The organism is Curtobacterium sp. Leaf261, assembly GCF_001422205.1.
Taxonomy (GTDB): Bacteria; Actinomycetota; Actinomycetes; order Actinomycetales; family Microbacteriaceae; genus Curtobacterium.
In genome coordinates, this window is the sequence record NZ_LMMJ01000010.1 from 45,709 (window position 1) to 69,286 (window position 23,578).

The window sequence follows — 23,578 nt, forward strand, 5'->3', positions numbered from 1 at the left end:
AGAACGACCCACGGATCGACCAACCGAACGGCCGGCGCAACGACCAGAGGCGGGCGTAGTGTTCGGCGGATGAGCGATGGCCTTGCCGACTGGTTCCTGAGCGGCGACGAACGCGGCAACCTCGCGACGGACGTCCATGCCGATGCGGACGGCGACGGGACCTCGTGGTCGACCGGCAACCTCGTCCGCCCGATCGTGCACGGAGCGCCCTACTTCGCCAGGCTGCACGAGGAGCTCACCGCCCTCGACGCCGGCGACAGCGTCTGGTTCACCGACTGGCGCGGTGACGCCGACGAGCGGCTCCTGCCGGACGGTCCGACGATCGGCGACCTCCTCGCGCAGCTCGCCCGCCGCGGCGTCCAGGTGCGCGGGCTCCTCTGGCGCTCGCACGGCGAGAAGCTGTCGTCGTCGATCAGCGGCAAGGCCAACACCATGCTCGGCCGTGAGATCAACGACGCCGGCGGCGAGGTGCTCCTCGACCAGCGCGTGAGGCTGTTCGGGTCACACCACCAGAAGTTCTTCGTGCTCCGCCACGGCGAGGACCCGGGCCGTGACGTCGCGTTCGTCGGCGGGATCGACCTCTGCCACAGCCGGCGGGACGACGCCGACCACGGGGGCGACCCGCAGGCGCTGAGCCTCGACCCACGGTACGGCGACACCCCGCCGTGGCACGACGCCGCGCTCGAGCTCCGCGGCCCGGTCGTCACGGACGTCCTCGCGCTGTTCGCCGAGCGGTGGAACGACCCGACCCCGCTCGATCACCGGAGCCCGTACCGGATGCTGCTCCAACGCCTCGCGCGGATGCCCCGGCACCCGAAACCGCTGCCGGACGCCACGCCGCCGCCCCCACCCGCCGGGCCGCACGTCGTGCAACTGCTGCGGACCTACGGGCGGAAGCAGCCCGCGTTCCCGTTCGCACCCGAGGGTGAACGGAGCATCGCCCGGGCGTACGCGAAGGCGTTCCGGCGCGCGGCGTCCCTGATCTACATCGAGGACCAGTACCTGTGGTCGCGGGAGATCGCCGCCGGGATCGCCGAGGCACTGGAGCGGAACCCGACCCTCCGCGTCATCGCGGTCGTGCCGCGGTACCCGAACTCCGACGGCGCACTGGCCGGCCCACCGAGCCGGATCGGTCAGGTGGACGCGACCCGGATGCTGCGACGGGCCGGAGGCGACCGGTTCCGGGTGTTCGACCTCGAGAACGAGTCCGGGACGCCGATCTACATCCACGCCAAGGTGTGCATCGTCGACGACACATGGATGACCTGCGGTTCGGACAACTTCAACCGCCGGTCGTGGACGACGGACAGCGAGTTGACGTGCGCGGTGCTCGACACGACCGAGGGAGACGATGGGTTGTCGCCGCTCGCCCACGACCTCCGACTCCAGCTCTGGTCGGAGCACCTGGGTGTCGACGCCGACGAGCTGCGCCCCCTCGACGCCGAGGCTGCCTTCGCCCTGTGGAACCGGTCTGCAGACGCACTCGACCACTGGCACGAGGACGGCTTCCCCCGCGAACGGCCCGGGGGCCGTGTCCGGCACCACCAGCCGGAACCCGTCACACCGCTCCAGCGCCTGTGGGCGGCACCGGTCAGCCGCCTCGCGGTCGACCCGGACGGGCGGCCGCGCCGCCTGCGCAGCACACCGGAGTTCTGAGGCGGTCCGCTTCCGGACGGGAGGGATGGGTCGGTCTGGCACCGCGCCTCCCGTCCGGCATGCCGGAACCGCCCGCCGGACTGGAGGGACGGCGCGGTCTGGCACCGTGCCTCCCGTCCGGTGCATCGGCACCATCCACCGGACGCGACGTCGGGACCGGCGTCTACGCTTCGAGGCACCATGACTGCAGCAGACGACAGCGACGCCACCCACGCATCCCGACCCGTGTCGACGCCGTCCAGCCGTTGGGCGACGGCGCCGACGGTACTCGAGCCGAACCAACCGGCGGACCGGCCCTACCGCGGCGGCGAGGGCATCGCGACGTTCCGGCGTGGCGAGTACGACGCCACCGATCCGCACACGCCGGAGGACTTCGTCGGCTCCACGACGACCGTGCACGGGTCCGCGACCGTCGGGCTCACCACGCTCGAGCCAGGACTGACGCTCCGCGATGCGATCCTCGACGATCCCGTGGCGTTCCTCGGTCAGGAGCACGTCGCAGCGTACGGCGCCGACGCGATGCTCCTCGTCAAGCTCCTGCACACGGGCGAACGGCTGTTCGTCCACCTGCATCCTTCGGACGGGTTCGCGGCCGAGCACCTCCACGACGCACGCGGCAAGACGGAGGCGTGGGCGGTCGTCGCCGTGCAGGACGGTGTCGACGGCTTCGCGGCGGTCGGGTTCCACCGGCCGGTGTCGGCCGAGGAGGCCGCGCGGTGGTTCGTCGAGCAGGACGCCGACGCGATGCTCGACGCGATGCACCGGGTTCCGCTCGCCGCGGGGAGCACGCTGCTCGTCCCCGCTGGCGTGCCGCACGCGATCGGGCCCGGTATCACGCTCGTGGAACTGCAGCAGCCGACCGACCTGTCGATCCTCCTGGAGTGGGACGGCTACAACGGGCTCACGGTCGACGACGCCACGCTCGGGATCGACCCCGCCACGGCGCTCGCCGCGCTGGACGGGCGTGCCTGGGACGCCAGCGAGGTCGCATCCCTCGCCGCTGCCCCGCGTCCGGTCCGTGCCGACGTCGAGCAGTTGTTCCCGTCCGAGGCGGACCGGTTCTTCCGTGCCGAGCGTGTCCACGTCTCGGGGTCGTCTCGGCTCGAGGCGGCCTACAGCATCGTCGTCGTGACGGAGGGGGTGTTCGACGTCCGGTACAGCGGTGGCTCACTGTCGGTCGCGGCGGGCGACACCGTCCTCGTCCCGTTCGGCGCCGGCGAGGTGGAGCTGGTCGGTGAGGGCGTCCTCATCCGCGCGATGCCGCCCCTGCCCTAGGTCCCCATCCGCGGAACACCACGTTGGCCGCTCGTCGCAGGGAAATACCTCTGCGCCATGCGGCCAACCTGGTGTTTCGCGGAAGGACGGGGTCAGCCGAGCCAGGCCTGGATCGGACCGCGGGCGAAGTAGACGACGAAGCCCAGGGCGACGATCCACAGCAGCGGGCTGATCTCGCGTACCTTGCCGGAGAACGACCGGACGAGGACCCACGCGATGAAGCCGACGCCGATGCCGTTCGCGATCGAGTAGGTCAGCGGCATCACGATGATCGTCAGGAAGACCGGGAGCGACACCGAGAAGTCCGACCAGTCGATCGTCCGGATCTGCGACACCATGAGCGCCCCGACGACGACGAGCGCGGCGGCTGCGACCTCGAGCGGGACGACCTGGGTGAGCGGCGTCAGGAACATCGCGAGGAGGAACAGCACACCGGTCACGACGGATGCGAACCCGGTGCGGGCGCCCTCCCCGATCCCGGCTGCCGACTCGACGAACACCGTGTTCGACGAGCCGCTCGCCGCACCACCCGCGACGGCGCCGATGCCCTCGACGATGAGCGCGGGCTGCAGGCGCGGGAACGTGCCGTCGGGAGCGGCGACGTCCGCCTGCTTCGCCAGGCCGGTCATCGTGCCCATCGCGTCGAAGAAGTTCGTGAACACGAGCGTGAACACGAGCATCGTCGCCGCGACGCCGCCGATGCGGCCGAACGCCCCGAACGAGAACTGGCCAAGGAGGGACAGGTCGGGCAGGGACACGAACGCGCTCGGGAGCACCGGGGCGTTGAGGTTCCAGCCGGCGGGGTTCGTGCCGAGCGAGGGACCGACGCGGAAGATCGCCTCGAGGACGATCGCGATGACCGTCGTGCCGATGATGCCGATGAGGAGCGCGGCCGGGATCTTCCGGGCGACGAGGATGCCGATGATGATCAGGCCGATGACGAACGTGATCGTCGGGAGCGTGACGATCGAGCCGCCGTCACCGAGCTGCACGGGCGGGGACGCCTCGCCGCTCGACCGCACGAAACCGGAGTCGACGAGGCCGATGAACGCGATGAACAGGCCGATGCCGACGCTGATCGCCGTCTTGAGCTGGTTCGGGACGGCGCGGAAGATGAGCGAGCGGAGCCCGGTCGCCGCGAGCACCACGATGACGAGGCCCTCGATGACGACGAGTCCCATCGCCTCGGGCCAGGTGACGTCCTTGACGACGCTGACGGCGAGGAACGAGTTGATGCCGAGGCCGGCCGCGAGTCCGAACGGCAGGCGCGCGACGACCCCGAACAGGATCGTCATGACGCCGGCGGTCAGGGCCGTGACGGCACCGACCTGGGCGTTCTGCAGCCAGTGCCCGGCGATGTCCTTGGCCGCCTGGTCGCCGGAGAAGCCACCGAGGATGAGCGGGTTGAGGATGACGATGTACGCCATCGTGACGAAGGTGACGAGGCCGCCACGGACCTCGCGGCCCCAGGTGGAGCCCCGCTTCGTGATCTCGAAGTAGCGGTCGGCGGCGTTCAGGGTACGGCCGGTCGTCGCAGTGCTCATGTGGTGGGGGCTCCCGGAGCGTCGGAGGTGGGGGAGCCCCGATTCTAGATCGGCTGCGAGTCCGCCGTGAACCTCATTCCCCGACGTTGCCCTCCGTGGAGGTCTCGCGGCCGTGGACGCCCTGCGCGAGCATCGTCGCCGCGGCCTTCGCGCGCGGCAGCACCACGAGCAGCTGCCACACGGCTGAACCGCCCCAGAAGCCCAGGACCAGGACGAAGTACACGACATGACCGGGGCGCCCGTCGAACGGGAGGCGGAGTGCCTGCAGCCCGAGCATGACCGCGCTGAGGACGATCCGACTCATCGCCGCCGACCGCCGATCCGCCTCGCGTTCGAGCTTCGGGACCCAGTCGGCTGCCGGGACGTCGTCGGGGACATGACGATCGGCGAGCCACTGCCGGACCGTGGCGACGACCGGGTAGCCGCCGTCGGTGCGCCACGTCGACAGCCGGATCGCCACACCGACGGCGGCGCACACGAGCGCCGCGGGGACGCCGATGCCGGTGATCAGGGACGGCGAGCCGGCGGAGTCCGTGACGAGGAGCACCACCATGAGGAACCCGAACGCCGCGCCGAGCAGACCGCTGCCCACGAGCGCGAGCCGTCCCCGCTCGTCGATCGGCCCCACTCCGCGCATGGGGTGAACCTACGCCGGAGCCAGACCTTCGGCACCGGAACCGTCCCCGCGCGTTCCGAACACGAGGGTCCAGTCGGAACACGCGGAGTCGGGTGTTCGCAGTGGACGAGGGTGTTCAGAACACTGCACGCCGCCGGCGGGCCGTCAGCGGTCAGCCGGCGAGCATCGTCTTGATCGACCGCCGCTCGTCCATCGCGCGGTACCCGTCCGCGACCTGCTCGAGCGGCAGCGTCAGGTCGAACACCGCACCGGCGTCGTAGGTCCCCGCGAGGGTGCGCTCGACGAGGTCGGGCAGGTACCGCCGCACCGGTGCGATCCCGAACCGGAGCGTCAGGTGCTGCACGAACGGCTGGAAGATGCCGAGCTGCGGACTGGTGTGCGGGACACCGACCGCCCCGATCGTGCCGCCGACCCGAGCCATGCCGATCGACATCGCCCAGGACTCGGGGGTCCCGACCGCCTCGACGACGTGCCGGACACCGAGGCCACCCGTGAGTTCGCGCACGGCGGCGATCCCCTCGTCCCCGCGTTCGGCGATGACGTCCGTCGCACCGTACGCGCGTCCGAGCGCCGCCCGGTCCTCGTGGCGACTCATCAGGATGACCCGCTCCGCACCGAGGACGTTCCGGGCGCCGAGGACGGCCGCGAGACCGACCGCACCGTCGCCGACGACCGCGACGGTCGAGCCCTCCGTGACGTCGGCGAGCACCGCGCCGTGCAGCCCCGTTCCGGCGACGTCGCTCAGGGCGAGGAGCGCCGGGTACAGTGACTCGTCCGCGCCGCCGGGGACGACCACGAGGGTCCCGTCGGCCTCGGGGACGCGGACCGCCTCGCCCTGGCCGCCATCGGTCCCCGGCGCGCCGAACGTGCCGCCGTGCTCGCAGCGGGTGTGGATGCCGTCGAGGCACGCGGGGCAGGTGCCGTCGGACCACTGGAACGGTGCGACGACGAGGTCGCCGACCGCGATCGTGCGGACGTCGGCCCCGACCTCCTCGACGATGCCGATGAACTCGTGCCCGAGCCGCGACCCAGGCTGACGCTGGATCACGCCCCGCCACGACCAGAGGTCGGACCCGCAGATGCAGGACCGCAGGACGCGGACGATCGCGTCGGTCGCCGACCCTTCCGGGGCGGACTGGAGGGACGGGTCGGGGACGTCCTCGACGGTCACGTTCCCGGCGGCTCGGTAGACGGCTGCGCGCATGGCTGGTGCTCCTCGTGTGGAAGGGGGGTGGTGGTGGCGACGGGTGCGCTGTCAGGACCGCGCGGCGACGAAGTCCGCGAGTTCGTCGAGGTTCCGGGCCTCGCAGGTGCGACGGCCCTCCTCGATGTCGTGGATCATCGTGACGATCCGGTCGAACACGGGCCCCTGGATGTCCTTGTGCACCTCGTCGACCTCGGTCTTGCGCTTCCGGATCATGAGGTCGCGCCAGATGCCCGAGCGGGCCTTCGCGCTCCGTCGGTTGAAGGCGGCGAGGCGGTCGAGCGACCCGGGCAGGTCGTCGGGCTCGAACCCGTCGAAGGACTCGACACGGACGGGCGACTGGTCGATCGCCTCCTGTGCGACGGCGATCATCAGGTCGCGGTACCGGGGGAGGGAGAGCGAGTCGGCGATGGTGAGGTCGGACACGGCGCCCGCCCAGAGCATCGCGCCGTACGCCTCCTTGCCCCACAGGTACCCGAGCACGTTGTCGGTCGGCAGGGCGTACGGCATCGAGTCCGCGAGGAGTCCGACGCGCGGGGTGATCGGTCCGCCCGCCAGCTCACCGATCCGGAACGCGGCGACGTTGCCCTGCAGGATCCGCCCGGGCTCCAGGTAGTCCGCGCCGACGTTGATGAAGCTCGACACAACCCGTTCGGCACCGACGGCCGCGGACAGCGTGTCCGCGGTGAGGCCGTTCTGCGTGGTGAGCACGAACCCGTCCGCCGTGAGCAGATCGGGCAGGAGGGCGGCGGCCGATGCGGTGTGCAGGCTCTTCACGGCGATGACGGCCGCGCCGATCCCGCCGGCGCTGACCCGGGCCGCCAGCTCGTCCGGGGTGACGGCGTCGACCTGGACGGTGAACTCCTCGACCGGTCCCTCGATGCGGAGTCCGCCGTCGTTGATCGCGCGGACGTGGTCGGTGTCGGCGTCGACGAGCAGGACGCCGTGCCCGGCGCGGACCATGTGCGCGCCGATGGTGCCGCCGATGGCGCCGGCGCCGATGATGGTGATGTCCACGGGGTGGCTCCTCAGGGTCGGGATCGTGTCGGACAGTGGGTGTCGGGAATTGGTGTCAGTGGGCGGCGAGGACGCCGTCCTGCCAGCGGCCGACGGCCCCGGCGAGCACCGTGAGCGGCACGGCCCCGTTCCCGAGCACCGCACCGTGGAACGAGCGGATGTCGAACGCCGCACCGAGTGCGGCCTGCGCACCCGATCGCAGCCGGAGGATCTCGCGCCGGCCGATCATGTACGCCAACGCCTGCCCCGGCCACGCGATGTACCGGTCGACCTCGCTCCGGACGTGCTCCTCGGTCGTGGCGGTGTTCGTGACCATGAACTGCACGGCCTGTTCACGGGTCCAGCCCTTCGCGTGCATGCCCGTGTCGACGACGAGACGGCAGGCCCGCACCGCCCGCATCGAGAGCATGCCGAGTCGCGCGAGGTCGTCGGAGTACAGCCCGGCGTCGTCCGCGAACTGCTCGGAGTAGAGCCCCCAGCCCTCGTTGAAGCTGCAGGCCTCGACGTCGAGGTGCCGGCGGTAGCGCGGGATGTCCAGGCGCTGTGCCATCGCGAGCTGCATGTGGTGCCCGGGGACCGACTCGTGGAAGGTCAGCGCCTCGTACTCGTAGCGGTAGTGGGTGGCGGGCGCCGAGGCGTTCACGAAGAACGTCCCGGGCCGGGAGCCGTCGACGGCGGGCGGCTGGTAGTACCCGAGCGCACTCGAGGCGGCGTCGATCTCGTTGATCGGCTCGATGACGCAGGCCGAGATGTCGTCCTCCGGGAAGTAGCGGTCGCGCACCGACTCGGCCCGGTCGAGCGCCGAGTGCGCCATGGCCATGATCTCGTCGCTCGTGTCGAACCGGAGTGCCGGGTCCTGCCGCAGTCGGTCGGCGATCGCGGTGAAGTCCCGCTCCCCGAACAGGCGCTCCCCGATCTCGGCGGCCTCGCGCTGCAGGATGGTGAGTTCCTCGAGTCCGATCCGGTGCACCTCGTCCGGGGTCAGGTCGGTCGTCGTGTGTCGGCGGACGGCAGCGGCGTAGCCCTCGGTCCCGCCGGGGACCTCGGTGATGCCGACGTGGTCGTCGTCACGAGCGGCCGGGAGGATCGTGGTGCGCAGGCGGTCGGCCAGCGCTGCCATCCCGGGCCGGACCTCGTGGTCGAGCAGGGTCCTGGCCCGGTCGAACAGGGTCGCGCGGCTCGCGGACGCCGCCCCGCCCCGGGCGGGATCGAGCAGGGCATCGGCGTCGAGCGACTGCCCGAGGTACCCGTCGAGCTGCTCGATCGCGTGCAGGACTCCCATCCGCGTGGGGACCCGTCCGTCGGCGCTCTCGTCTGCGTAGCGCTCGCCGAGGGCCCGGAACATCGTCCCGAGACCGCCGAGCCGGGACAGGTAACGGTCGGCGGCGTCCTGGTCCGCGACGGTCATCGTCGGGACCGCCTGGAACACGAGGCCCTGCCGGCTGACGTAGCCCTTCGCGGACACGTTGGCTGCCCAGAGCGCGTGGTGGGCGTCCTCGGCGGCACCGCGGGCGAGGGCGACCAGGACGTCGCGGTCGACCAGCTGCGCCGTGTCGAGCTCGGCGTCCGGCAGTGCGGCGGCCTCGTCCGCGACGGCCCCGAGCACCCGTGCGGCATGCTCGCTCGCGGCGCGTGAGGGGTCCCCGGCGAGGCCGTCGAACTCCGCGATGCCGAGCAGGGTCGCGTTGTAGGGGTCGTAGGTGTGCTCGGCGACGAAGTACTCCTCGCCGAGCTCCGAAAGCCGGGTGGCAGCGGTTGTGGTCGTGCTGTCCGTCATGGCGTCTCCAGGGGTGGTGGTCATCAGAAGAGTGCGGTCCCGCCGTCGATGGAGAGCGTCTGGCCGCTCACCCATCCGGCGTCGGGGGCGACGAAGAACGACACCCCGCGGGCGATGTCGTCGGCGGTCCCCGTGCGTCGGACGGCGATCCGCTCGACGAGAGCCCGCTGGCCCTCGGGGCCGTAGGAGTCCCACTGCGCCTCGGTGGTCGGGTTCGACAGGACGAAGCCCGGCGCGATGCAGTTCACGGTGATGCCGTGCTGTCCCAGTTCGTGCGCCATCTGCCGGGTGAACCCGATCTGGGCCGCCTTCGACGCGGTGTACGCCTGGATGCCGGTGAGGCTGACGCTCCGCCCGGCCCCGGAGGCGATCATCACGATCCGCCCGTAGCCGCGCTGTTTCATCACCCGTGCGGCGGCGCGGGTGCAGTTCCGCGTGGTCGTCATGTTCGCGGCGAACACCGCGTCCCAGGCGTCATCGGTGAGCTCGTCGATCGGGGTGTGCGTCTGCCCGACGACCCCGCCGGCCACGTTCACCAGGACGTCGATCGGCCCGATCCCCGCGAACCACGCCTCGGTGTCGACGGTCACGCTGAGGTCGACCTCGTCACGGTCGACGCGATGCACGGTGGCGCCGTCCGACTCGAGCCGGTCTGCGATCGCCGATCCGATGCCCTGGGCCGCACCCGTGACCACCGCGACCTGTCCTGTGAGCGGCGCGTCGTGCCTCCGGTTCGGATCCACGCCGGCGCCGGCCGCCGATCCGCTCATGACTCGCTCCCGGCCGCAGCCAACGTGTGTGCGTCGACCGTGCCGGCCCCGACCTCGCGCGGACCGGTGCCCCCGCCGACCTCGCGTGGCCCGGTGTCGTCCGGCGCACCGTCGGCGTGCGCGGGTCGGCCCGCTCGGGTGATCCGCACCGAGTCCTCCCACTGGCGCATCCGTTCGAGCCCGCGTTCGCCGGTTGCTCGGAGCACGCCTTCGACCAGGGCCTCGATGAGGACCAGGAGCGGGGCCATGGAGTCGAACGGGATGCCGTCGACCATGACGGGCAGGACGACGTCGGCGTGCTCGACGACCGGCGACAGCGACGTGTCCGTGATGAGGACCACGGTGGCGCCCTGGCGTTTGGCAGCCGCTGCGGCCTGCTGCGCGACGAGCTCGTGCCGCCGGAAGTCCATGATCACGGCGACGCCCCCGCGACCGAGCCGCAGGAACGTGCCGACGTCGTGGCCGAGCGGCTCCCCGACGAAGTCGACGTTGGGCAGGATCTGGTCGAGCTGTCCCGCGAGCACCATGGCGAAGTACCGGCTGAAGTACCCGCCGAGCAGCGCCACGTGCTTGGGACGGTCGGCGAGCACCGCCACCGCGCGGTCGAACTCGCTCGGCGGCACACTCGATGCGAGGGAGCCGACGAGGGCGATCCGGTCCGCGATCGCGCGCCCGAGCGTGCTGCCGTCGCCCTGTGCGATGCCCGCCTGCGATCGCCGCAGCGGGCTGTTCATGTGGTCGGCGATCTCGTCTCGGATCCGGGTCTGGAACTCCGGGTAGCTGCCGAACCCCAGGCGGCTCGCGAGCCGGAGGACCGTCGGCGTGCTCGTCCCCGCGGTGCGTGCGAGGCTCGCCGCGCTCTCGAGTCCGGCGGCCGGCCACGAGGCCAGGAGCGCCCGCGCGACCTTGCGCTCGGCAGGACTCAGCTCGTCCATCCGCGCGAAGATCTCGTCGTTGATCGGCATCGGTTCCTCCAGGTGTTCAGTGGATCGGGCGCAGATCGAGACTCTTCCAGGTCTCGACACGTGCCGGGCAGCGGTCCGCCCCCGTCTGTGGACAACCGCAGGGGCACCGCTGGCTGTGGACGAGGAGCGCCGCAGACGCGGAGGTCAGGTCCGCAGCACGAGCCCGCTGCCGTCGTGGAAGGCGGCGAACATCGTCGGGGAGTTGTGCGCCACGACGACCCGGCCGTCCGCGGCGACCGACACGAGGCCGCCGCTGGCGTGCTCGGCCGTGAGCTCCTCGGCGATCGTCGCCGTCACCGCGTCCGCGAGCCCGGCGTCGAGGTACCGCATCCTCGCGACGATGTCGTAGGACACCACACCGCGGATGAACGCCTCGCCCTCGCCGGTGCACGACACCGCGGCCTGCCCGTCCATGGCGTACGTCCCGGCACCGATGACGGGGGAGTCACCCACCCGGCCGTCCTCCTGGTTCGCCATGCCGCCCGTCGAGGTGGCTGCGGCGACGGACCCGGAGGTGTCCCGTGCGACCGCACCGACCGTGCCATGACGAGGTGCGACGAGTCCGTCGCCGAGGATGCGTGCGAGCTGCGCCCGTCGGGCCTCGGTCACGAAGTAGTCCTGCTCCGCCGTCTCGAGTCCCCACGACTCGACGAGCGACAGCGTCGGGTGCACGAGGAAGAGGTGCGCCGACCGCTCCATCACGGCGCGGGCGAGCAGGATCGGGTTCCGGGCATGCCGGGAGGCTGCGATCGCGCCCGCCAGGCCGGTGGCGCCGTCCATCACGGAAGCGTCGTGCTCCGCGTCGCCGTCCGTCGTCAGAGCTGCGCCGCGCCCGGCGTTGAACAGTGGATCGTCCTCGAGCTGCTCGACGGCGGCGCACACCGCGTCGAGTGCGGCTCCGCCCCGGGACAACACCGCGGCACCGGCGTCCCAGGCCCGGCTGAGCCCGGCCTCGAACGCCTCGCGCTCCTCGGTGGCGAGCTCCTGGATCCGGCCACCGGCTCCGCCGTGCAGCGCGAGGGACCAGTCCCCGATCGGCGGGACCTCGAACAGGACGGTGTCCCGCGGCGGTGCGATCGACTCCTCGCCGGGACCGAGCTGCCCCATGTCAGCGACCCCCGGCCTGACGGGTGATGTAGTTCACGGCGACGAACCGGGTGAACACCGACAGCAGGTCCTCGCCGGAGATCGACACGGTGCGGTCCGCGATCCGCTCGACTCCGCCGACCCAGGTGGCGACGTCGGCCATGTCGGCGGTCTGCACGTCGAGCTCGAGGGTCGCGGTACCGGTCAGGGGACGCGGTTCCATCGACGCGACCCGCTCCACCGCGGACTGCGCGGCCGCGCGGATCCGGCGGCAGGACTCGGTCGGGTGCAGGCTGTCCGCACTCGCGCGGGTGATCGACGTCTTCGTGAGGACGTGCTCGGCGTCCGGGGCGAAGGGCTCGGTCTCGTCCCAGGTCACCTCGTCGCCGGTGACCAGGGCGATCGGGACGCCGAAGTGCGACGTGACGAGGGCGTTGATGCCGCTCTCGCCGACCCAGGTGCCGTTCACGCGTGCGCCGGAGAACACCTCGGGGTTGTACGTGTGCGACATCGTCGACGGCTTGCCCGAGATCGATCCGTGGTACCCCACGAGGAACGCCCCGTCGACCGATTCGTCGAGCCCCTGCATCATGTACATCGGCTTGTGTCGGCCGGTCACCATCCGCACCTTGTCCGGGTGCACGACGAGCCGCGGGTCGAGGTTCGACATCTTGCTGTGCGAGTCGTTGAGCAGCACCTCGGTCGCACCGCCGGCGACGGCACCCTCGATGGCGGCGTTCACCTCGTCGAGGAGCAGCGCGCAGCCGAGGGGGTACTCGGGGTTGCCCGGTCGGCACTGGTCCCAGTCGACGATGCCGGCGACACCCTCCATGTCGTACGAGATCCAGATCTTCATGCGCGGCCTTCTTCCTGGTGGTGCGGTGCGACCGCGGATGGGTCGAGGAACACGTCCTCGTGGGTGAGTGCCGGGTCGTCGAGCTCGATCGCCGGAGCGTGGAGCGGGTCGACGTCGCCGAGCTCGGCGGACCTGATGCAGGCGGCCACATGCGTGCCGGACCCGACAGCGGCCCCCGACCCGGCGGTGCCGGACCCGAGCGGGGACGACGCGACCGACGAGGCGGGGGAGGGCGTTCCTCCCGTCCGATCGGTGGCCGCAGGCCGCTGCCCGAGCACCAGCGGGACCGCCGTGAGCGACGGGTCCGTCGACCGGCACGCGTCGACCGCGTACGGGCACCGCGGGTGGAACCGACAGCCGGACGGGATGTCGAACGGACTCGGCGGGTCGCCCTGCAGCGCGAGCCGCGCGTTGACGCTCTCCGCACCCATCCGCGGGATCGAGTCGATGAGCGCCCGCGTGTACGGGTGCCGCGGGTTCCGGAACAGCTCCTCGGTGTCCGCGACCTCGACGATCCGCCCGAGGTACATCACGGCGACCCGGTCGCTCAGGTGCTGCACGACGGCGAGGTTGTGCGCCACGAAGAGGATGCTCAGCCCGAGCGTCCGTCGGAGCTCGGCGAACAGCTCGAGGATCGTCGCCTGCACCGACACGTCGAGCGCCGACACCGGCTCGTCCGCGATGAGGACCTCCGGCCGGACCGCGATGGCCCGGGCGATCGCGATGCGCTGCCGCTGTCCGCCGGAGAACTGGCTCGGGTAGGCATCGAGCGCGTCCTCCTCGAGCCCCACGAGGTTGAGGATGCGGATGCTCTCGGCACGCACCTCGCTCCGTGGCACGATCCGGTGCAGCAGCAGGAGCTCGCGGAGCATCGACCCGACCGAGATCCGCGGGTTCAGGGACGAGTACGGGTCCTGGAACACCATCTGGATGCGGCGCGCGGCCTCGCGGTCGCGGTGCGCCGGGACGGGTGAGCCGTCGGCGTCGAGCGTGCCGGTCGAGGCCGGGACGCTCCCGACGAGGATCTTCGCGAGGGTCGACTTGCCGGACCCCGATTCGCCGACGAGGGCGAGGATCTCGCCCTTCCGGAGCTCGAGGTCCACGCCGTCGAGTGCGGTGAGGGCCGTGCGGCCCGCCTTCCGGACCCGGTCGATGACGGTGGTGGGGAGTTGGTAGCGCTTGGTCACGCCGACGGCCTGGAGGACCGGTGCGGCCCCGTCGGTCGGCCGGCGGTCCCGCAGCGTGGTCGCGCTGGCACCCTCGCTGGTCGCCTGGGCGCTGGTCGCCTCGGTCATGCGACGGTCTCCTTCGCGAGCTCGTGCGTCCGGATGCAGGCGGCGGTGCGGCCGGGGCCGACGTCCTCCTGCGGCGGCATCGCCGTGGTGCACTCCTCGATCGCGAACCGGCAGCGCGGGGCGAACGGGCAGCCGGACGGGCGTGCGGCGAGGTTCGGCGGGAACCCGGGGATCGGGACGAGCTCGCGGTCGGGGTCGTCGAAGTCGGGGGCGGACTCGAGCAGCCCGCGGGTGTACGGGTGGCGCGGGTCCCGGAAGACCTCCTTGACCGGGCCGGCCTCGACACGGTGCCCGGCGTACATCACCGCGAGGTCGGTGCACGTCTGGTTCACCACCGCGAGGTCGTGGGTGACGAACGCGAGCGCGGTGCCGGTCTCCTCGCAGAGCTCCTCGATGAGCTGGAGCACCTGGTGCTGCACGGTGACGTCGAGCGCGGTGGTCGGCTCGTCGCAGAGGAGCAGGCGGGGCGAGCACGACAGGGCCATCGCGATCATGACGCGCTGGCGGAGGCCGCCGGAGAGCTCGTGCGGGTACGCCCTGAGTCGACGTGCGGGGTCGGGGATGCCGGTGCGGCGCATCATCTCGACCGCGACGTCCATGGCGTCGCTCTTGGAGAGGCCGAGGTACCGGCGCGGTCCCTCGGCGATCTGGTCGCCGACGCGGATGACCGGGTTCAGGGCGGTCATCGGCTCCTGGAAGACCATGGCGATCTGTGGACCCATGAGTCGGCGCCTGGCGTGCACGGACATGCCGGCAAGGTCCTGCCCGGCGTACCGGATCGACCCGGAGAGCACCTCGACGCCCTTCGGCAGGAGCCCGGCGATCGCCCGCAGCGTCAGCGACTTGCCCGAGCCGGACTCGCCGACGATGCCGAAGCGCTGGCCGGCCGCGATCGTGAACGACAGGTCCTCGACGATCCGGACGTCCTGCTGCCCGCGGCGTCGGATGCCGATGGTCAGGGAGTCGACCTCGAGCAGGGGTGCGGGGGCGGTGTTCGTGTCCATGGTCACTTCCTCCGGTCGGGGCTGAGCAGGTCGCTGATGCCGTCGCCGAGCCACGACAGCCCGAGGCTCGTGACGACCACGACGAGTCCCGGGATCGTCGTCTGCTGCCACTGCGTGGTGATGAACTCCTGGCCGTCGACGATCATCGAGCCCCACTCGGCCGTCGGCGGCTCGATGCCGAGGCCGAGGTACCCGAGGGTGACGATCGCCATGATGTCCATCACGATGTCGCTCATCGCGTAGATCACGGCCTGGGACATGACGTTCGGGGCGATGTGCCGGACGAGGAGCCGCGTGTGCGACATCCCGCCGAGCCGTGCCGCGACGACGTAGTCCTGCTGGCGGGCGACGATCACCTCGCCGCGGACGATCTTGGCGTACGAGACCCAGGACACGGCGGCGATCGCCAGGTAGATGCTCGTCTCGCCGGCACCGAGCACGAAGACGAGCACGATGACCATGACGTAGAAGGGGAACGCGAAGAACACGTCGACGATGCGCATCAGGACCGTGTCGACGATGCCGCCGACGTACCCGGCGATCGCCCCGACGATGCTCCCGACGACGAACGGGATGAGGACCGCCAGGAACCCGACGCGGAGGTCGACCCGTGCACCCCAGATGAGTCGGGAGAGCACGTCGCGGCCGTACTTGTCCGTGCCGAGCCAGTGCGCCGCGCTCGGGGACTGGAGCGCCTGCTGCAGGTGCTGCTCGATCGGGTCGTACGGCGCGATGACCGGGGCGAGGACGGCGACGAGCACGAGCAGACCGGTGATCACGATGCCCGCCATGAGCGAGCCGTTGCGGTACCAGGCGCGGAGCGAGCGGCTCTTCGTCGCCCGGCGGCGCTGCTTGAAGCCGACGAGTGCGGCGGTCGGGGTCGTCATGCGGCGGCACCTCCGGCGAGGTCGACCCGCGGGTCGAGGAGCGTGTAGACGACGTCGGTGAGGATCCCGACCACGACGACGAAGATCGCGACGAACAGCGTCACGCCCTGGATCGTCGGGAAGTCGCGGGCGAAGATCGCGTTCACCATCAGCGAGCCGAGCCCGGGGAGCGCGAACACCTTCTCGATGACGAGCGATCCGCCGACCAGGTACCCGAGGTTGACGCCGATGATCGACACCGTGGGGATCGCGGCGTTCCGGAGCACGTGGTCGCGGAACAGCGGGAACCCGTAGGCGCCCTTGGACTTGGCGGTCCCGACGTACTCGGACTCGAGGACGCCGATCATCGAGGCGCGGAGGCTGCGGATGATCGTCGGGGACATCGCGATCGCGAGCGTCAGCGCCGGCAGGAACAGGAAGTAGAGGTGCTCGCCCGCCCCGTCGCCGTAGCCGCCGACGGGGAATGCCCGGACGGTGACGCCGAGCAGCAGGATGAGCATGATGCCGACCCAGAACTGCGGCATGCCCTGGCCGAGGAGGGTGAACCCGCGGGCGATGAGGTCGCGGCCACCGTTCGGACGGGTCGCGGCCATCGCGGCGAGCGGGATGCTGATGATCAGGGACATGAGGAGCGCGAGCCCGAGCAGCGACAGCGTCACCGGGACGGCCTGCATGACGAGCTGCCCGACGGGGAGCTGGTAGGTGAGGCTCGTACCGAGGTTGCCGTGCAGGATCTGCCCGAGGAACCGGAAGTACTGCTCCCAGAGCGGCTGGTCGAGGCCGAGCTGTTCGGTGAGTGCGGCGACGCTCGCCTTCGTCGCGCGCTCGCCGAGGAGCGCGAGGGCGGCGTTCCCGGGGAGCAGGTGCGACAGGAAGAACACGATGATCGTGACGCCGAACGCGACCGGGATCGCCTGGACGAGTCGTCCTGGGATGAACCGGAGCCGATGGATCATGACGGCCTTTCGGGTGGAGCGGGCGAGCGGGTGGAGCGGGTGGAGCGGGCGAGCGGGTGGAGCGGGCGAGCGGGTGGAGCGGGCGAACAGCGAGCAGATGGCAGGGCTGGAACGGTGGGGCCCGGCAGGAGGACCGGACCCCACCGGGTCTCAGTGCGCGTCCGCGATCGCGACGGCTACTCGGACTTCGAGACGTCCTCGAGCTGGTAGTTGCCGAGCGGCGTCACGTGGAAGCCGGACACCTTGTCGGTCGTCGCGAACACGTACGGCGAGTAGTAGAGGTAGGCGAGGAACGCGTCGTCGCCCGTCTTCTGCTGCAGCTCGGAGTACAGCTCCTGACGCTTGGAGGAGTCGGTCTCCTGCTGCGCCTGCTTGTTGATCGCGATGACGTCGGGGTTGTCGTAGTGCGTGAACGCCGAGTCCGAGCCGCCGTCGGGGTCGACTGCGAACGAGGTCCACTCGTCGGGGTCCGGGATGTCCATCGTCCACGCGGACCACGCCATGTCGAAGTCGCCGGCGAGACGGGCCTGCTTGTTCGCCGTCGGGTCGAGCTGCTTGATCTTCATGGTGATGCCGATCTTCTTCAGCTCGGACTGCATGATCTGCGAGATCGACGTCTGGTTCGGGTCACCGGAGCGGATGAGCAGGGTCGTGGTGAACCCGTCCGGCTGCGAGGACTTCGCGAGCTCCGCCTTGGCCTTCGACACGTCGTAGCTCGGGCCGTCGGCGTCCTCGTCGTAGTACGGGGTACCGGGGGACAGCAGCGAGTTCGCCGCCGAGCCGTTGCCGAAGAGCACCGCCTTGACCATGGCCTTGCGGTCGAGTGCGTACGCGATCGCGCGGCGGATGTGCACGTCGTCGAACGGCTTCCGGGTCTGGTTGAACGCGATGTAGTCGAGCTGCGTCGAGTCGAACGTCTCGGCCTTGACGCCCGAAGCGGACTTCAGTGAGGCGAGGCTCGACCAGTCCGGGGTGTCGTCGATGTCGACCTGACCGCCCTGGACCTGGAGCTTCCGGGTGTTCGCGTCCGGGACGACGGTCCACTTGACGCCGTCGAGGTACGGCTTGCCCGACTGCCAGTAGCTGTCGTTCTTGGTGAGCGAGAGCGACTGCCCCTTCTTCCAGGAGTCCCAGACGAACGGGCCGGTGCCGACCGGGTGCGTGTAGAACTGCTCCTTCGACTCGCCGCCGTAGTTCGCCGGGACGATGCCGTTGCTGAAGAGGGACAGGTCGGCGATGAGCGGGGCCCACGCGTACTTGAGCTTGATGTCGACGGTGTCGTCGTCGACCACGGAGACGGAGTCGATCGCGGCGTTGATGTAGCCCCAGCCGGACGAACCGGTCGCGGTGTCGGCGTCGATCGAGAACTTGACGTCCTTCGCGGTCATCGTGTCGCCGTTGGAGAACTTCACGCCCTTGCGGAGGTGGATCGTGTAGTCCTTCTTGTCGCTCGAGATGTCGTAGCTCGTCGCGAGCCACGGCTTGAGCTTCTTGCCGTCGGCGCTGACGTTGAACAACGGCTCCATGATCTGCTGCTGCACGTGGATGGAGTTGTTGTCGAACGTCGTCGTGTTGTCCATCGAGATGATGTCGGCCGAGCGGGCCATCGTGAGCGTGCCGCCCTTGGTGTGGCCGCCGCTCGAGGACGCGTCCGACCCGGCAGATGCGCCGTTGCTGCAGCCGGCGAGGACCAGGGCTGCGGCGGCCGTCACAGCGGCCACGGCGATCCGGTTCCGATGTCTCATGGTTGCCTCTTCACTTCCGTGCACCGAACGGGTGCTTCGTCGTCGAACTCGGGGGAGGTGCTGTACAGAAGATTACAGTAGGGCCAATTCTTCCCTCGTTTGTTACGATTGGAAGAAGATGGCGACAGGCCCTCGGGCGCCTCGAGTCGGCGCAGGTCATCGCGCGCCGACATGGGGGATCGCGGATCGGCGCGCTCGGGGCGGGCCGGGGCAGCCACTCGACCGATGATCGGTCTCGAGCGCGCTCGCGCATCCTCCGGACGTCTCGCCCGGGTCCTCATTCCACGCGCGACGACGACGTCGCGCTGACGGTTGCAGGGGCAGATCCCAGGGAAGACCCGCCCCCTGGTGTCGACGGTATCCGGCGCCTGCGGCGTCCGTCATGTCGGCACTTCCGCCCACAGGGGCACGATCCGACGCACCCCGTCCGGACTGGAGGCGCGGTGCGGGGCCGTCCCGCGCCTCCAGTCCGATGGCCGCAGCCGCGCCTGCGCCGGAGGCGCGGAGTATCCAGGAGCATGCAGTTCTACGCGACCACGCCCAGCCGACGGATCCGACAGGTGCTGGCGGACGTGGTCGCGATCGTCGTCATCGTGCTCGCGATCGTCCTCGGGACCGCGGTCGGCAGGTCGATCGCCGCCCTCGGCGCGGTCGGCGAGCGGATGGAGTCCGCCGGGTCCGGGTTCCGGTCGACGATGTCGGACGCGGCGAAGCGTCTGGCGGACGTGCCGTTCGGTGGACAGGCCCTCGGTGCACCGTTCCGGAAGGCGAGCGACGCCGCCGCGGGTCTCGCCTCGGCCGGACGCGACCAGCAGGCGGCCGCCGAGCACACCGCGATCCTCGTCGGGCTCGTCATCGCGATCCTGCCGAGTCTCGTCGTCCTCGCGCTCTGGGCGTTCGCCCGCGGCGGGTTCATCCGCCGAGCAGCAGCGATCCGGGCCCTCCTCCGGACGCCGCTCGGGGTGGAGGCGCTCGCCGCCAGGGCCCTCGCGCACGCCGACGCCCGGTCGCTCCGGGACGCGGACGCCTCGCTCGTCGAGCGATGGCGGGCCGGGGATCCCGCGGCGGTGTCGACGCTCGCGCGGATCGCTCTCCGCCGGGCGGGCGTGCCGGACCGCCCGCTGGGGCAGGCGCCTCAGCGCACCGACGGCTCCGGCATGTCCCAGGCGTAGGCCGGGAGTGCCCATGCCCCTCCCCGGTCGGTCGTCGCCCGTCCCGCGATGCGCTCCGGGATCCGCAGTGCGGTCGCGATCCGGAACGCCTGCCGCAGCGCTGCCACGCCCAGTGTCGACGTCGGCATGCCCAGCGCGAGCAGACGGGGCTTGACCGCTGCCTGGATCTCGTCGACGAACGGGCGGAGGGTCGTGTCGTAGCGACGGAACGCCCCCGCGAGGTCGTCCGGTGTCGCGGCGAGCTCGCCCGCCAGGACGTACGCGCCGACGAGTCCGCCCGAGATCCCCATCCCGCTGTACGGCGACGCGCAGTGCGCCGCGTCCCCGAGGAGCACGACGCGACCCGCTGACCAGGTGTCCGTGCGGACCTGCAGGACCTCCTGGGAGTAGAAGAACGGCGCATCGGCCATGCCGTCGATGAACCGCTCCGTCTGCCACCCGGCATCGCGGAACCGCTCGGCCCAGAAGCGCTGCTGCTCCTCGACCGGTGCGCGGTGGATCGCCGACGCCTCGTCCGAGGTCTCGCGGAGCACGAAGTACGCCTGCGTCTCGTCGGGGTTGTGGCTCCGGCGCATGACCTGTCGTCCGCGCGTCGCTGCGTACGTCTCGCGCAGGTCGCCGTCCGACGCGATGCGCGGGACGAACCAGTACGCCATGTGGAGACCGGTCCGCCAGTACGGCTCGGCCCCGGTCTCAGCTCGCCCCGCGAGCAGTGCGCGGCGGATCCGCGACCCCTGCCCGTCCGCACCGACCAGGACGTCGAAGTCCCCCGACGATCCGTCCGAGAAGTGCGCCGTGACGTGGTCCGGAGCCTGGTCGAACCCGTCGACGCTCAGGCCGAACCGGTACTCGACGTCGTCCTTCGTGGCCTCGTGCAGGATCCGGACGAGGTCGCCGCGCATGATCTCGAACTCCGATGTGAGGGTCTGTCGTCCGGTTCCCGAGGTGTTCGCCATGATCGCTCCGAGCTGGCGGCCGGCCGGGTCCACGAAGGCGACCCCGGGCTCGTGCACGAGATGGGCACGGACCTCGTCGAGCAGGCCCATCGCCCGGACGGCGTCGATGCCCTGCCCCCGGAGGTCGACCTGCGCACCCGTCGCCCGGAGTGCGGGGTACCGCTCGACGACGGTGACCCGATGCCCCGCCCTCGCGAGCCAGAAGGCCAGGGCCGGTCCGGCGATGCCTCCACCGGCGATGAGGACGTTCAACGGTCGCTGCTGTTCCTGCTCCATGGTTCCCACTCGTTCCCTATCGGTGATAGTCGGTCGATCCACAGTGTGCGCCTATCGCTGATAGGCTGTCAACCATGGCGAAGCTCGAGCGCGATGCGGTGGTGCACGAGGCACTCGCGCTCCTCGACGAGGTCGGGCTCGACGGCGTGAGCACCCGGGCCCTCGCACGCCGGCTCGGGGTGGAGCAGCCGTCCCTCTACTGGCACTTCCGCAACAAGCAGGAGCTGTTGACGGCGATGGCGGACGCCGCGGTGGAGCCGCTCGACGACGTACCGCTGCCGACCGTCGGCGAAGACTGGCGTGCGTGGTTCCTGGAGAACCACCGGCGCTTCCGCATCGCACTCCTCGACCATCGCGACGGCGCTCGGCTGCATGCCGGTTCGACGCCGTCCGGGGACACCAGGGATCGGCTGGTGCAGAAACTCGGGTTCCTCGAGCAGTCCGGGCTCCCGCAGGCCGACGCGATCGCCGGGATGCTCGCGGCGAGCCGGTTCACCGTCGGCAGTGCGCTCGAGCAGCAGGCAGACCCGGACCAGGCGGAGGGTCGTGCCGTCGCCGCCGAGGAGCACCTCGGCATCCCGACGCACGAGCAGGCGTTCGAGGCAGGGCTCCGGATGATCCTCGTCGGTCTCGAAGTCACGTCGAGGCCTTGAGCGGTCTCGAGAGGTCCTGAGCGGTCTCGAAAGGTCCTGAGCGGTCTCGAACCGCGGTGCGGCATCGCCTCTGCGGTCGCTCAGAACGGCGGGTGGATGCTGGTGCGGCAGTGCCAGCGGTGCCGACGGCGCCGCTTCGACCCCCTCGGAAGGAATCCCCATGCTCCTCGACGGCAAGACCATCGTCGTGACCGGCGGCAACAGCGGCATCGGTGAACAGATCTGCATCGCCGCGGCGTCCGAGGGGGCGAACATCGTCATCGACTACGTCGCGCACGCTGACGCCACCGACGCACTCATCGCCCGGATCGAGGAGGCGGGCGGCAAGGCCGTCGGCGTCGACGCGGACATCACCAGCGCGGGTGACCTCGCGACGATGATCGAGACGGCGGTCAGTCGGTTCGGTCGGCTCGACGTCCTGGTGAACAACGCCGGGATGGAGGATCGGAAGTCCCTCCTCGAGGAGACGGAGGAGGGCTACGACCGTGTGATGGCCGTCAACATGAAGAGTGCGTTCTTCGCGACCCAGCACGCGGCGAAGCAGTTCATCGCGCAGGGCGACGGCGGTCTCGTGCTCAACATCTCGAGCGTGCACGAGGACTGGCCGATGCCGGGCAACCTCGCCTACTGCATCTCGAAGGGCGGCATGCGGATGCTCGCACGGAGCGGTGGCGTGGAGCTCGGGCCGCACGGTGTCCGGATCGTCAACATCGCTCCCGGGGCGGTCGACACCCCGATCAACACGGCGACGACCTCGGACGAGGACAAGCTGCGGAAGCTCGACGCCGCGATCCCGCTCGGTCGTCTCGCCGAACCCGAGGACATCGCCGACGTCGTGGTGTTCCTCGCCTCCGGCAAGGCGTCTTACATGACGAGCACGACGGTCACCATCGATGGAGGGATCTCACAGGGCAGCGTCGGGCTCTGACCGGAACGGTCCACCGGTCGGTGCGGTGTGGTGCGGTGCGGTGCGTTCGGGTCCGGGACGACGTCAGGGCTTCGCACCGTTGCCGAACGACCCGTGCAGCGTCGTCTCCGCGAACGCCGTCGTGTCGATGACCGAGCGGACCCGGGCCAGGGTCGCGTCGTCGGCGGGAGCGACCCCGATCGTCAGCGAGCCGTAGTCGACGCGCATCGTCTGCGGGATGCTCGCCTCGAGTCCGGTCACACCGGGGGTTGCCGCGAGGGTGGCGAGTCCCTCTGCGACGCCGAGGGCGGTGGCGTCGGGGATCGTCTGGTCGAACGTGCCGGAGTAGGTCACAGAGCTCAGCACCCGGCCGGGCCCGGCGGGGACCTGCAGCGACAGGGCGACGCCGGTCCACGCGATCCGCTTCGCCATCGCGACCGGTACCGCTGCTGCCTGCGCCGGTGTCGAAGCGGCGTCCATCGTGACGACGAACTCGGCCGAGAGGGTGTGCCGCTCGGTCGCTCCCGCCGGTGGCATGGGCCGTGCGGTCGGGGTCGGTACCGGCGGGAGGGCCCCGTCGTCCTCGTCGACGGCACCGATCGGTCGCGGTGCCTCGGGGCCGGCGTCACGGTTGTTCCACGCGTCGAGTCCCTCGGGTGTGACGTCCGTCCCGTCCGCCGCGGTGTAGCTCTGGTGGAGCTCGACGCGCTTCGTCGCCGAGTCGACCCCCGTGCTCGCGCGGACCGCGCCGAGTGCGTCGTCGAGGGTGGACGCGACCTGCGGGTCCAGCTGCGGGACCGCCGCCGACGAGGCGGAGGAGGTCGTGCCTCCCGGCCCGGTCGCGCATCCGCAGACCGCACCGGCGAGCATGAGCGTCAGGGCTGTGGCGGTGATGGTGGAGCGTCGGAGCATGGGTCCGACGATACGAGGCGGGTCGCGT

Annotated in this window: 21 protein-coding genes; 5 read left to right on the forward strand and 16 right to left on the reverse strand. The window is 70.9% G+C overall.

Features of this window, described 5'->3' with window-relative positions; all coding sequences use genetic code 11:
- Positions 1-69: 69 nt before the first annotated feature.
- Together ASF23_RS13465 and ASF23_RS13470 are read left to right on the forward strand one after the other, a co-directional pair.
- Entirely contained in the window at positions 70-1,656 is a 1,587-nt protein-coding gene (locus ASF23_RS13465) for a phospholipase D family protein (protein ID WP_055954596.1), read from the forward strand.
- A 180-nt stretch (positions 1,657-1,836) separates the two neighbouring features.
- Positions 1,837-2,931: a class I mannose-6-phosphate isomerase gene (locus ASF23_RS13470; protein ID WP_235510899.1), complete on the forward strand. Its 1,095-nt coding sequence runs from the start codon at positions 1,837-1,839 to the stop codon at positions 2,929-2,931.
- 92 nt (positions 2,932-3,023) lie between these two features.
- On the opposite strand, the gene ASF23_RS13475 is transcribed toward ASF23_RS13470, so the two are convergent.
- The 14 genes from ASF23_RS13475 to ASF23_RS13540 form a co-directional block, all read right to left on the reverse strand.
- Positions 3,024-4,475 (reverse strand): NCS2 family permease, encoded by a 1,452-nt coding sequence (locus ASF23_RS13475; RefSeq protein WP_055954601.1) that lies wholly within the window; start codon positions 4,473-4,475, stop codon positions 3,024-3,026.
- Between the two features lie 73 nt (positions 4,476-4,548).
- Positions 4,549-5,112, reverse strand: a complete 564-nt coding sequence (locus ASF23_RS13480; RefSeq protein WP_156364526.1) for a hypothetical protein — start codon at positions 5,110-5,112, stop codon at positions 4,549-4,551.
- 151 nt (positions 5,113-5,263) lie between these two features.
- Complete coding sequence (locus ASF23_RS13485; RefSeq protein WP_055954607.1) at positions 5,264-6,316, reverse strand: zinc-binding dehydrogenase; 1,053 nt, start codon at positions 6,314-6,316, stop codon at positions 5,264-5,266.
- Between the two features lie 51 nt (positions 6,317-6,367).
- Positions 6,368-7,333: a ketopantoate reductase family protein gene (locus tag ASF23_RS13490; protein WP_055954610.1), complete on the reverse strand. Its 966-nt coding sequence runs from the start codon at positions 7,331-7,333 to the stop codon at positions 6,368-6,370.
- 55 nt (positions 7,334-7,388) lie between these two features.
- Positions 7,389-9,134, reverse strand: coding sequence for a DUF885 domain-containing protein (locus ASF23_RS13495; RefSeq protein WP_055954613.1), 1,746 nt, complete (start codon positions 9,132-9,134; stop codon positions 7,389-7,391).
- The gene (locus ASF23_RS13500; RefSeq protein WP_082474170.1) at positions 9,134-9,880 is read right to left on the reverse strand and encodes an SDR family NAD(P)-dependent oxidoreductase; all 747 of its coding nucleotides are present in this window, start codon (positions 9,878-9,880) and stop codon (positions 9,134-9,136) included. Before ASF23_RS13500 ends, ASF23_RS13495 begins: the two co-directional genes overlap by 1 nt.
- A complete protein-coding gene (locus tag ASF23_RS13505) occupies positions 9,877-10,845 on the reverse strand; it encodes a MurR/RpiR family transcriptional regulator (RefSeq protein ID WP_055954616.1) in 969 nt (322 codons plus the stop codon). The genes ASF23_RS13500 and ASF23_RS13505 overlap by 4 nt, the downstream gene beginning before the upstream one ends.
- 144 nt (positions 10,846-10,989) lie before the next feature.
- Positions 10,990-11,952 (reverse strand): isoaspartyl peptidase/L-asparaginase family protein, encoded by a 963-nt coding sequence (locus ASF23_RS13510; RefSeq protein ID WP_055954619.1) that lies wholly within the window; start codon positions 11,950-11,952, stop codon positions 10,990-10,992.
- 1 nt (position 11,953) lies between these two features.
- Positions 11,954-12,787: a M55 family metallopeptidase gene (locus ASF23_RS13515; protein ID WP_055954621.1), complete on the reverse strand. Its 834-nt coding sequence runs from the start codon at positions 12,785-12,787 to the stop codon at positions 11,954-11,956.
- A complete protein-coding gene (locus tag ASF23_RS13520) occupies positions 12,784-14,082 on the reverse strand; it encodes an oligopeptide/dipeptide ABC transporter ATP-binding protein (protein WP_082474171.1) in 1,299 nt (432 codons plus the stop codon). Before ASF23_RS13520 ends, ASF23_RS13515 begins: the two co-directional genes overlap by 4 nt.
- Positions 14,079-15,086 (reverse strand): ABC transporter ATP-binding protein, encoded by a 1,008-nt coding sequence (locus tag ASF23_RS13525; protein ID WP_055954624.1) that lies wholly within the window; start codon positions 15,084-15,086, stop codon positions 14,079-14,081. Before ASF23_RS13525 ends, ASF23_RS13520 begins: the two co-directional genes overlap by 4 nt.
- A 2-nt stretch (positions 15,087-15,088) precedes the next feature.
- A complete protein-coding gene (locus tag ASF23_RS13530; protein ID WP_055954627.1) occupies positions 15,089-15,973 on the reverse strand; it encodes an ABC transporter permease in 885 nt (294 codons plus the stop codon).
- On the reverse strand, positions 15,970-16,929 hold the full coding sequence (locus ASF23_RS13535; RefSeq protein WP_055954630.1) for an ABC transporter permease: 960 nt from the start codon (positions 16,927-16,929) through the stop codon (positions 15,970-15,972). Before ASF23_RS13535 ends, ASF23_RS13530 begins: the two co-directional genes overlap by 4 nt.
- A 176-nt stretch (positions 16,930-17,105) precedes the next feature.
- Positions 17,106-18,674, reverse strand: a complete 1,569-nt coding sequence (locus ASF23_RS13540; protein ID WP_055954633.1) for an ABC transporter substrate-binding protein — start codon at positions 18,672-18,674, stop codon at positions 17,106-17,108.
- A gap of 518 nt (positions 18,675-19,192) precedes the next feature.
- On the opposite strand from ASF23_RS13540, the gene ASF23_RS13545 reads away from it, so the two are divergent.
- Positions 19,193-19,846 carry a hypothetical protein gene (locus tag ASF23_RS13545; RefSeq protein ID WP_055954636.1) on the forward strand — a complete coding sequence of 218 codons (654 nt, stop codon included), beginning with the start codon at positions 19,193-19,195 and terminating at the stop codon, positions 19,844-19,846.
- Here ASF23_RS13545 and ASF23_RS13550 read toward each other — a convergent pair.
- Complete coding sequence (locus tag ASF23_RS13550; protein WP_055954639.1) at positions 19,810-21,078, reverse strand: FAD-dependent monooxygenase; 1,269 nt, start codon at positions 21,076-21,078, stop codon at positions 19,810-19,812. The two genes, ASF23_RS13545 and ASF23_RS13550, sit on opposite strands and share 37 nt — an antisense overlap.
- Before the next feature lie 74 nt (positions 21,079-21,152).
- Here ASF23_RS13550 and ASF23_RS13555 point away from each other — a divergent pair, with 74 nt between their 5' ends.
- The gene (locus ASF23_RS13555) at positions 21,153-21,731 is read left to right on the forward strand and encodes a TetR/AcrR family transcriptional regulator C-terminal domain-containing protein (RefSeq protein WP_055954642.1); all 579 of its coding nucleotides are present in this window, start codon (positions 21,153-21,155) and stop codon (positions 21,729-21,731) included.
- A gap of 160 nt (positions 21,732-21,891) precedes the next feature.
- Positions 21,892-22,659 carry an SDR family NAD(P)-dependent oxidoreductase gene (locus ASF23_RS13560; protein WP_055954645.1) on the forward strand — a complete coding sequence of 256 codons (768 nt, stop codon included), beginning with the start codon at positions 21,892-21,894 and terminating at the stop codon, positions 22,657-22,659.
- Positions 22,660-22,722: 63 nt separating this feature from the next.
- On the opposite strand, the gene ASF23_RS13565 is transcribed toward ASF23_RS13560, so the two are convergent.
- Positions 22,723-23,550: a hypothetical protein gene (locus ASF23_RS13565; RefSeq protein WP_055954648.1), complete on the reverse strand. Its 828-nt coding sequence runs from the start codon at positions 23,548-23,550 to the stop codon at positions 22,723-22,725.
- Positions 23,551-23,578: the final 28 nt, after the last annotated feature.

Coding starts and splice junctions, on each gene's coding strand:
- ASF23_RS13465 (WP_055954596.1), top strand. CDS start 70: ATGAGCGATGGCCTTGCCGACTGGTTCCTGAGCGGCGACGAACGCGGC.
- ASF23_RS13470 (WP_235510899.1), top strand. CDS start 1,837: ATGACTGCAGCAGACGACAGCGACGCCACCCACGCATCCCGACCCGTG.
- ASF23_RS13475 (WP_055954601.1), bottom strand. CDS start 4,475: ATGAGCACTGCGACGACCGGCCGTACCCTGAACGCCGCCGACCGCTAC.
- ASF23_RS13480 (WP_156364526.1), bottom strand. CDS start 5,112: ATGCGCGGAGTGGGGCCGATCGACGAGCGGGGACGGCTCGCGCTCGTG.
- ASF23_RS13485 (WP_055954607.1), bottom strand. CDS start 6,316: ATGCGCGCAGCCGTCTACCGAGCCGCCGGGAACGTGACCGTCGAGGAC.
- ASF23_RS13495 (WP_055954613.1), bottom strand. CDS start 9,134: ATGACCACCACCCCTGGAGACGCCATGACGGACAGCACGACCACAACC.
- ASF23_RS13500 (WP_082474170.1), bottom strand. CDS start 9,880: ATGAGCGGATCGGCGGCCGGCGCCGGCGTGGATCCGAACCGGAGGCAC.
- ASF23_RS13505 (WP_055954616.1), bottom strand. CDS start 10,845: ATGCCGATCAACGACGAGATCTTCGCGCGGATGGACGAGCTGAGTCCT.
- ASF23_RS13510 (WP_055954619.1), bottom strand. CDS start 11,952: ATGGGGCAGCTCGGTCCCGGCGAGGAGTCGATCGCACCGCCGCGGGAC.
- ASF23_RS13515 (WP_055954621.1), bottom strand. CDS start 12,787: ATGAAGATCTGGATCTCGTACGACATGGAGGGTGTCGCCGGCATCGTC.
- ASF23_RS13520 (WP_082474171.1), bottom strand. CDS start 14,082: ATGACCGAGGCGACCAGCGCCCAGGCGACCAGCGAGGGTGCCAGCGCG.
- ASF23_RS13525 (WP_055954624.1), bottom strand. CDS start 15,086: ATGGACACGAACACCGCCCCCGCACCCCTGCTCGAGGTCGACTCCCTG.
- ASF23_RS13530 (WP_055954627.1), bottom strand. CDS start 15,973: ATGACGACCCCGACCGCCGCACTCGTCGGCTTCAAGCAGCGCCGCCGG.
- ASF23_RS13535 (WP_055954630.1), bottom strand. CDS start 16,929: ATGATCCATCGGCTCCGGTTCATCCCAGGACGACTCGTCCAGGCGATC.
- ASF23_RS13540 (WP_055954633.1), bottom strand. CDS start 18,674: ATGAGACATCGGAACCGGATCGCCGTGGCCGCTGTGACGGCCGCCGCA.
- ASF23_RS13545 (WP_055954636.1), top strand. CDS start 19,193: ATGCAGTTCTACGCGACCACGCCCAGCCGACGGATCCGACAGGTGCTG.
- ASF23_RS13550 (WP_055954639.1), bottom strand. CDS start 21,078: ATGGAGCAGGAACAGCAGCGACCGTTGAACGTCCTCATCGCCGGTGGA.
- ASF23_RS13555 (WP_055954642.1), top strand. CDS start 21,153: ATGGCGAAGCTCGAGCGCGATGCGGTGGTGCACGAGGCACTCGCGCTC.
- ASF23_RS13560 (WP_055954645.1), top strand. CDS start 21,892: ATGCTCCTCGACGGCAAGACCATCGTCGTGACCGGCGGCAACAGCGGC.
- ASF23_RS13565 (WP_055954648.1), bottom strand. CDS start 23,550: ATGCTCCGACGCTCCACCATCACCGCCACAGCCCTGACGCTCATGCTC.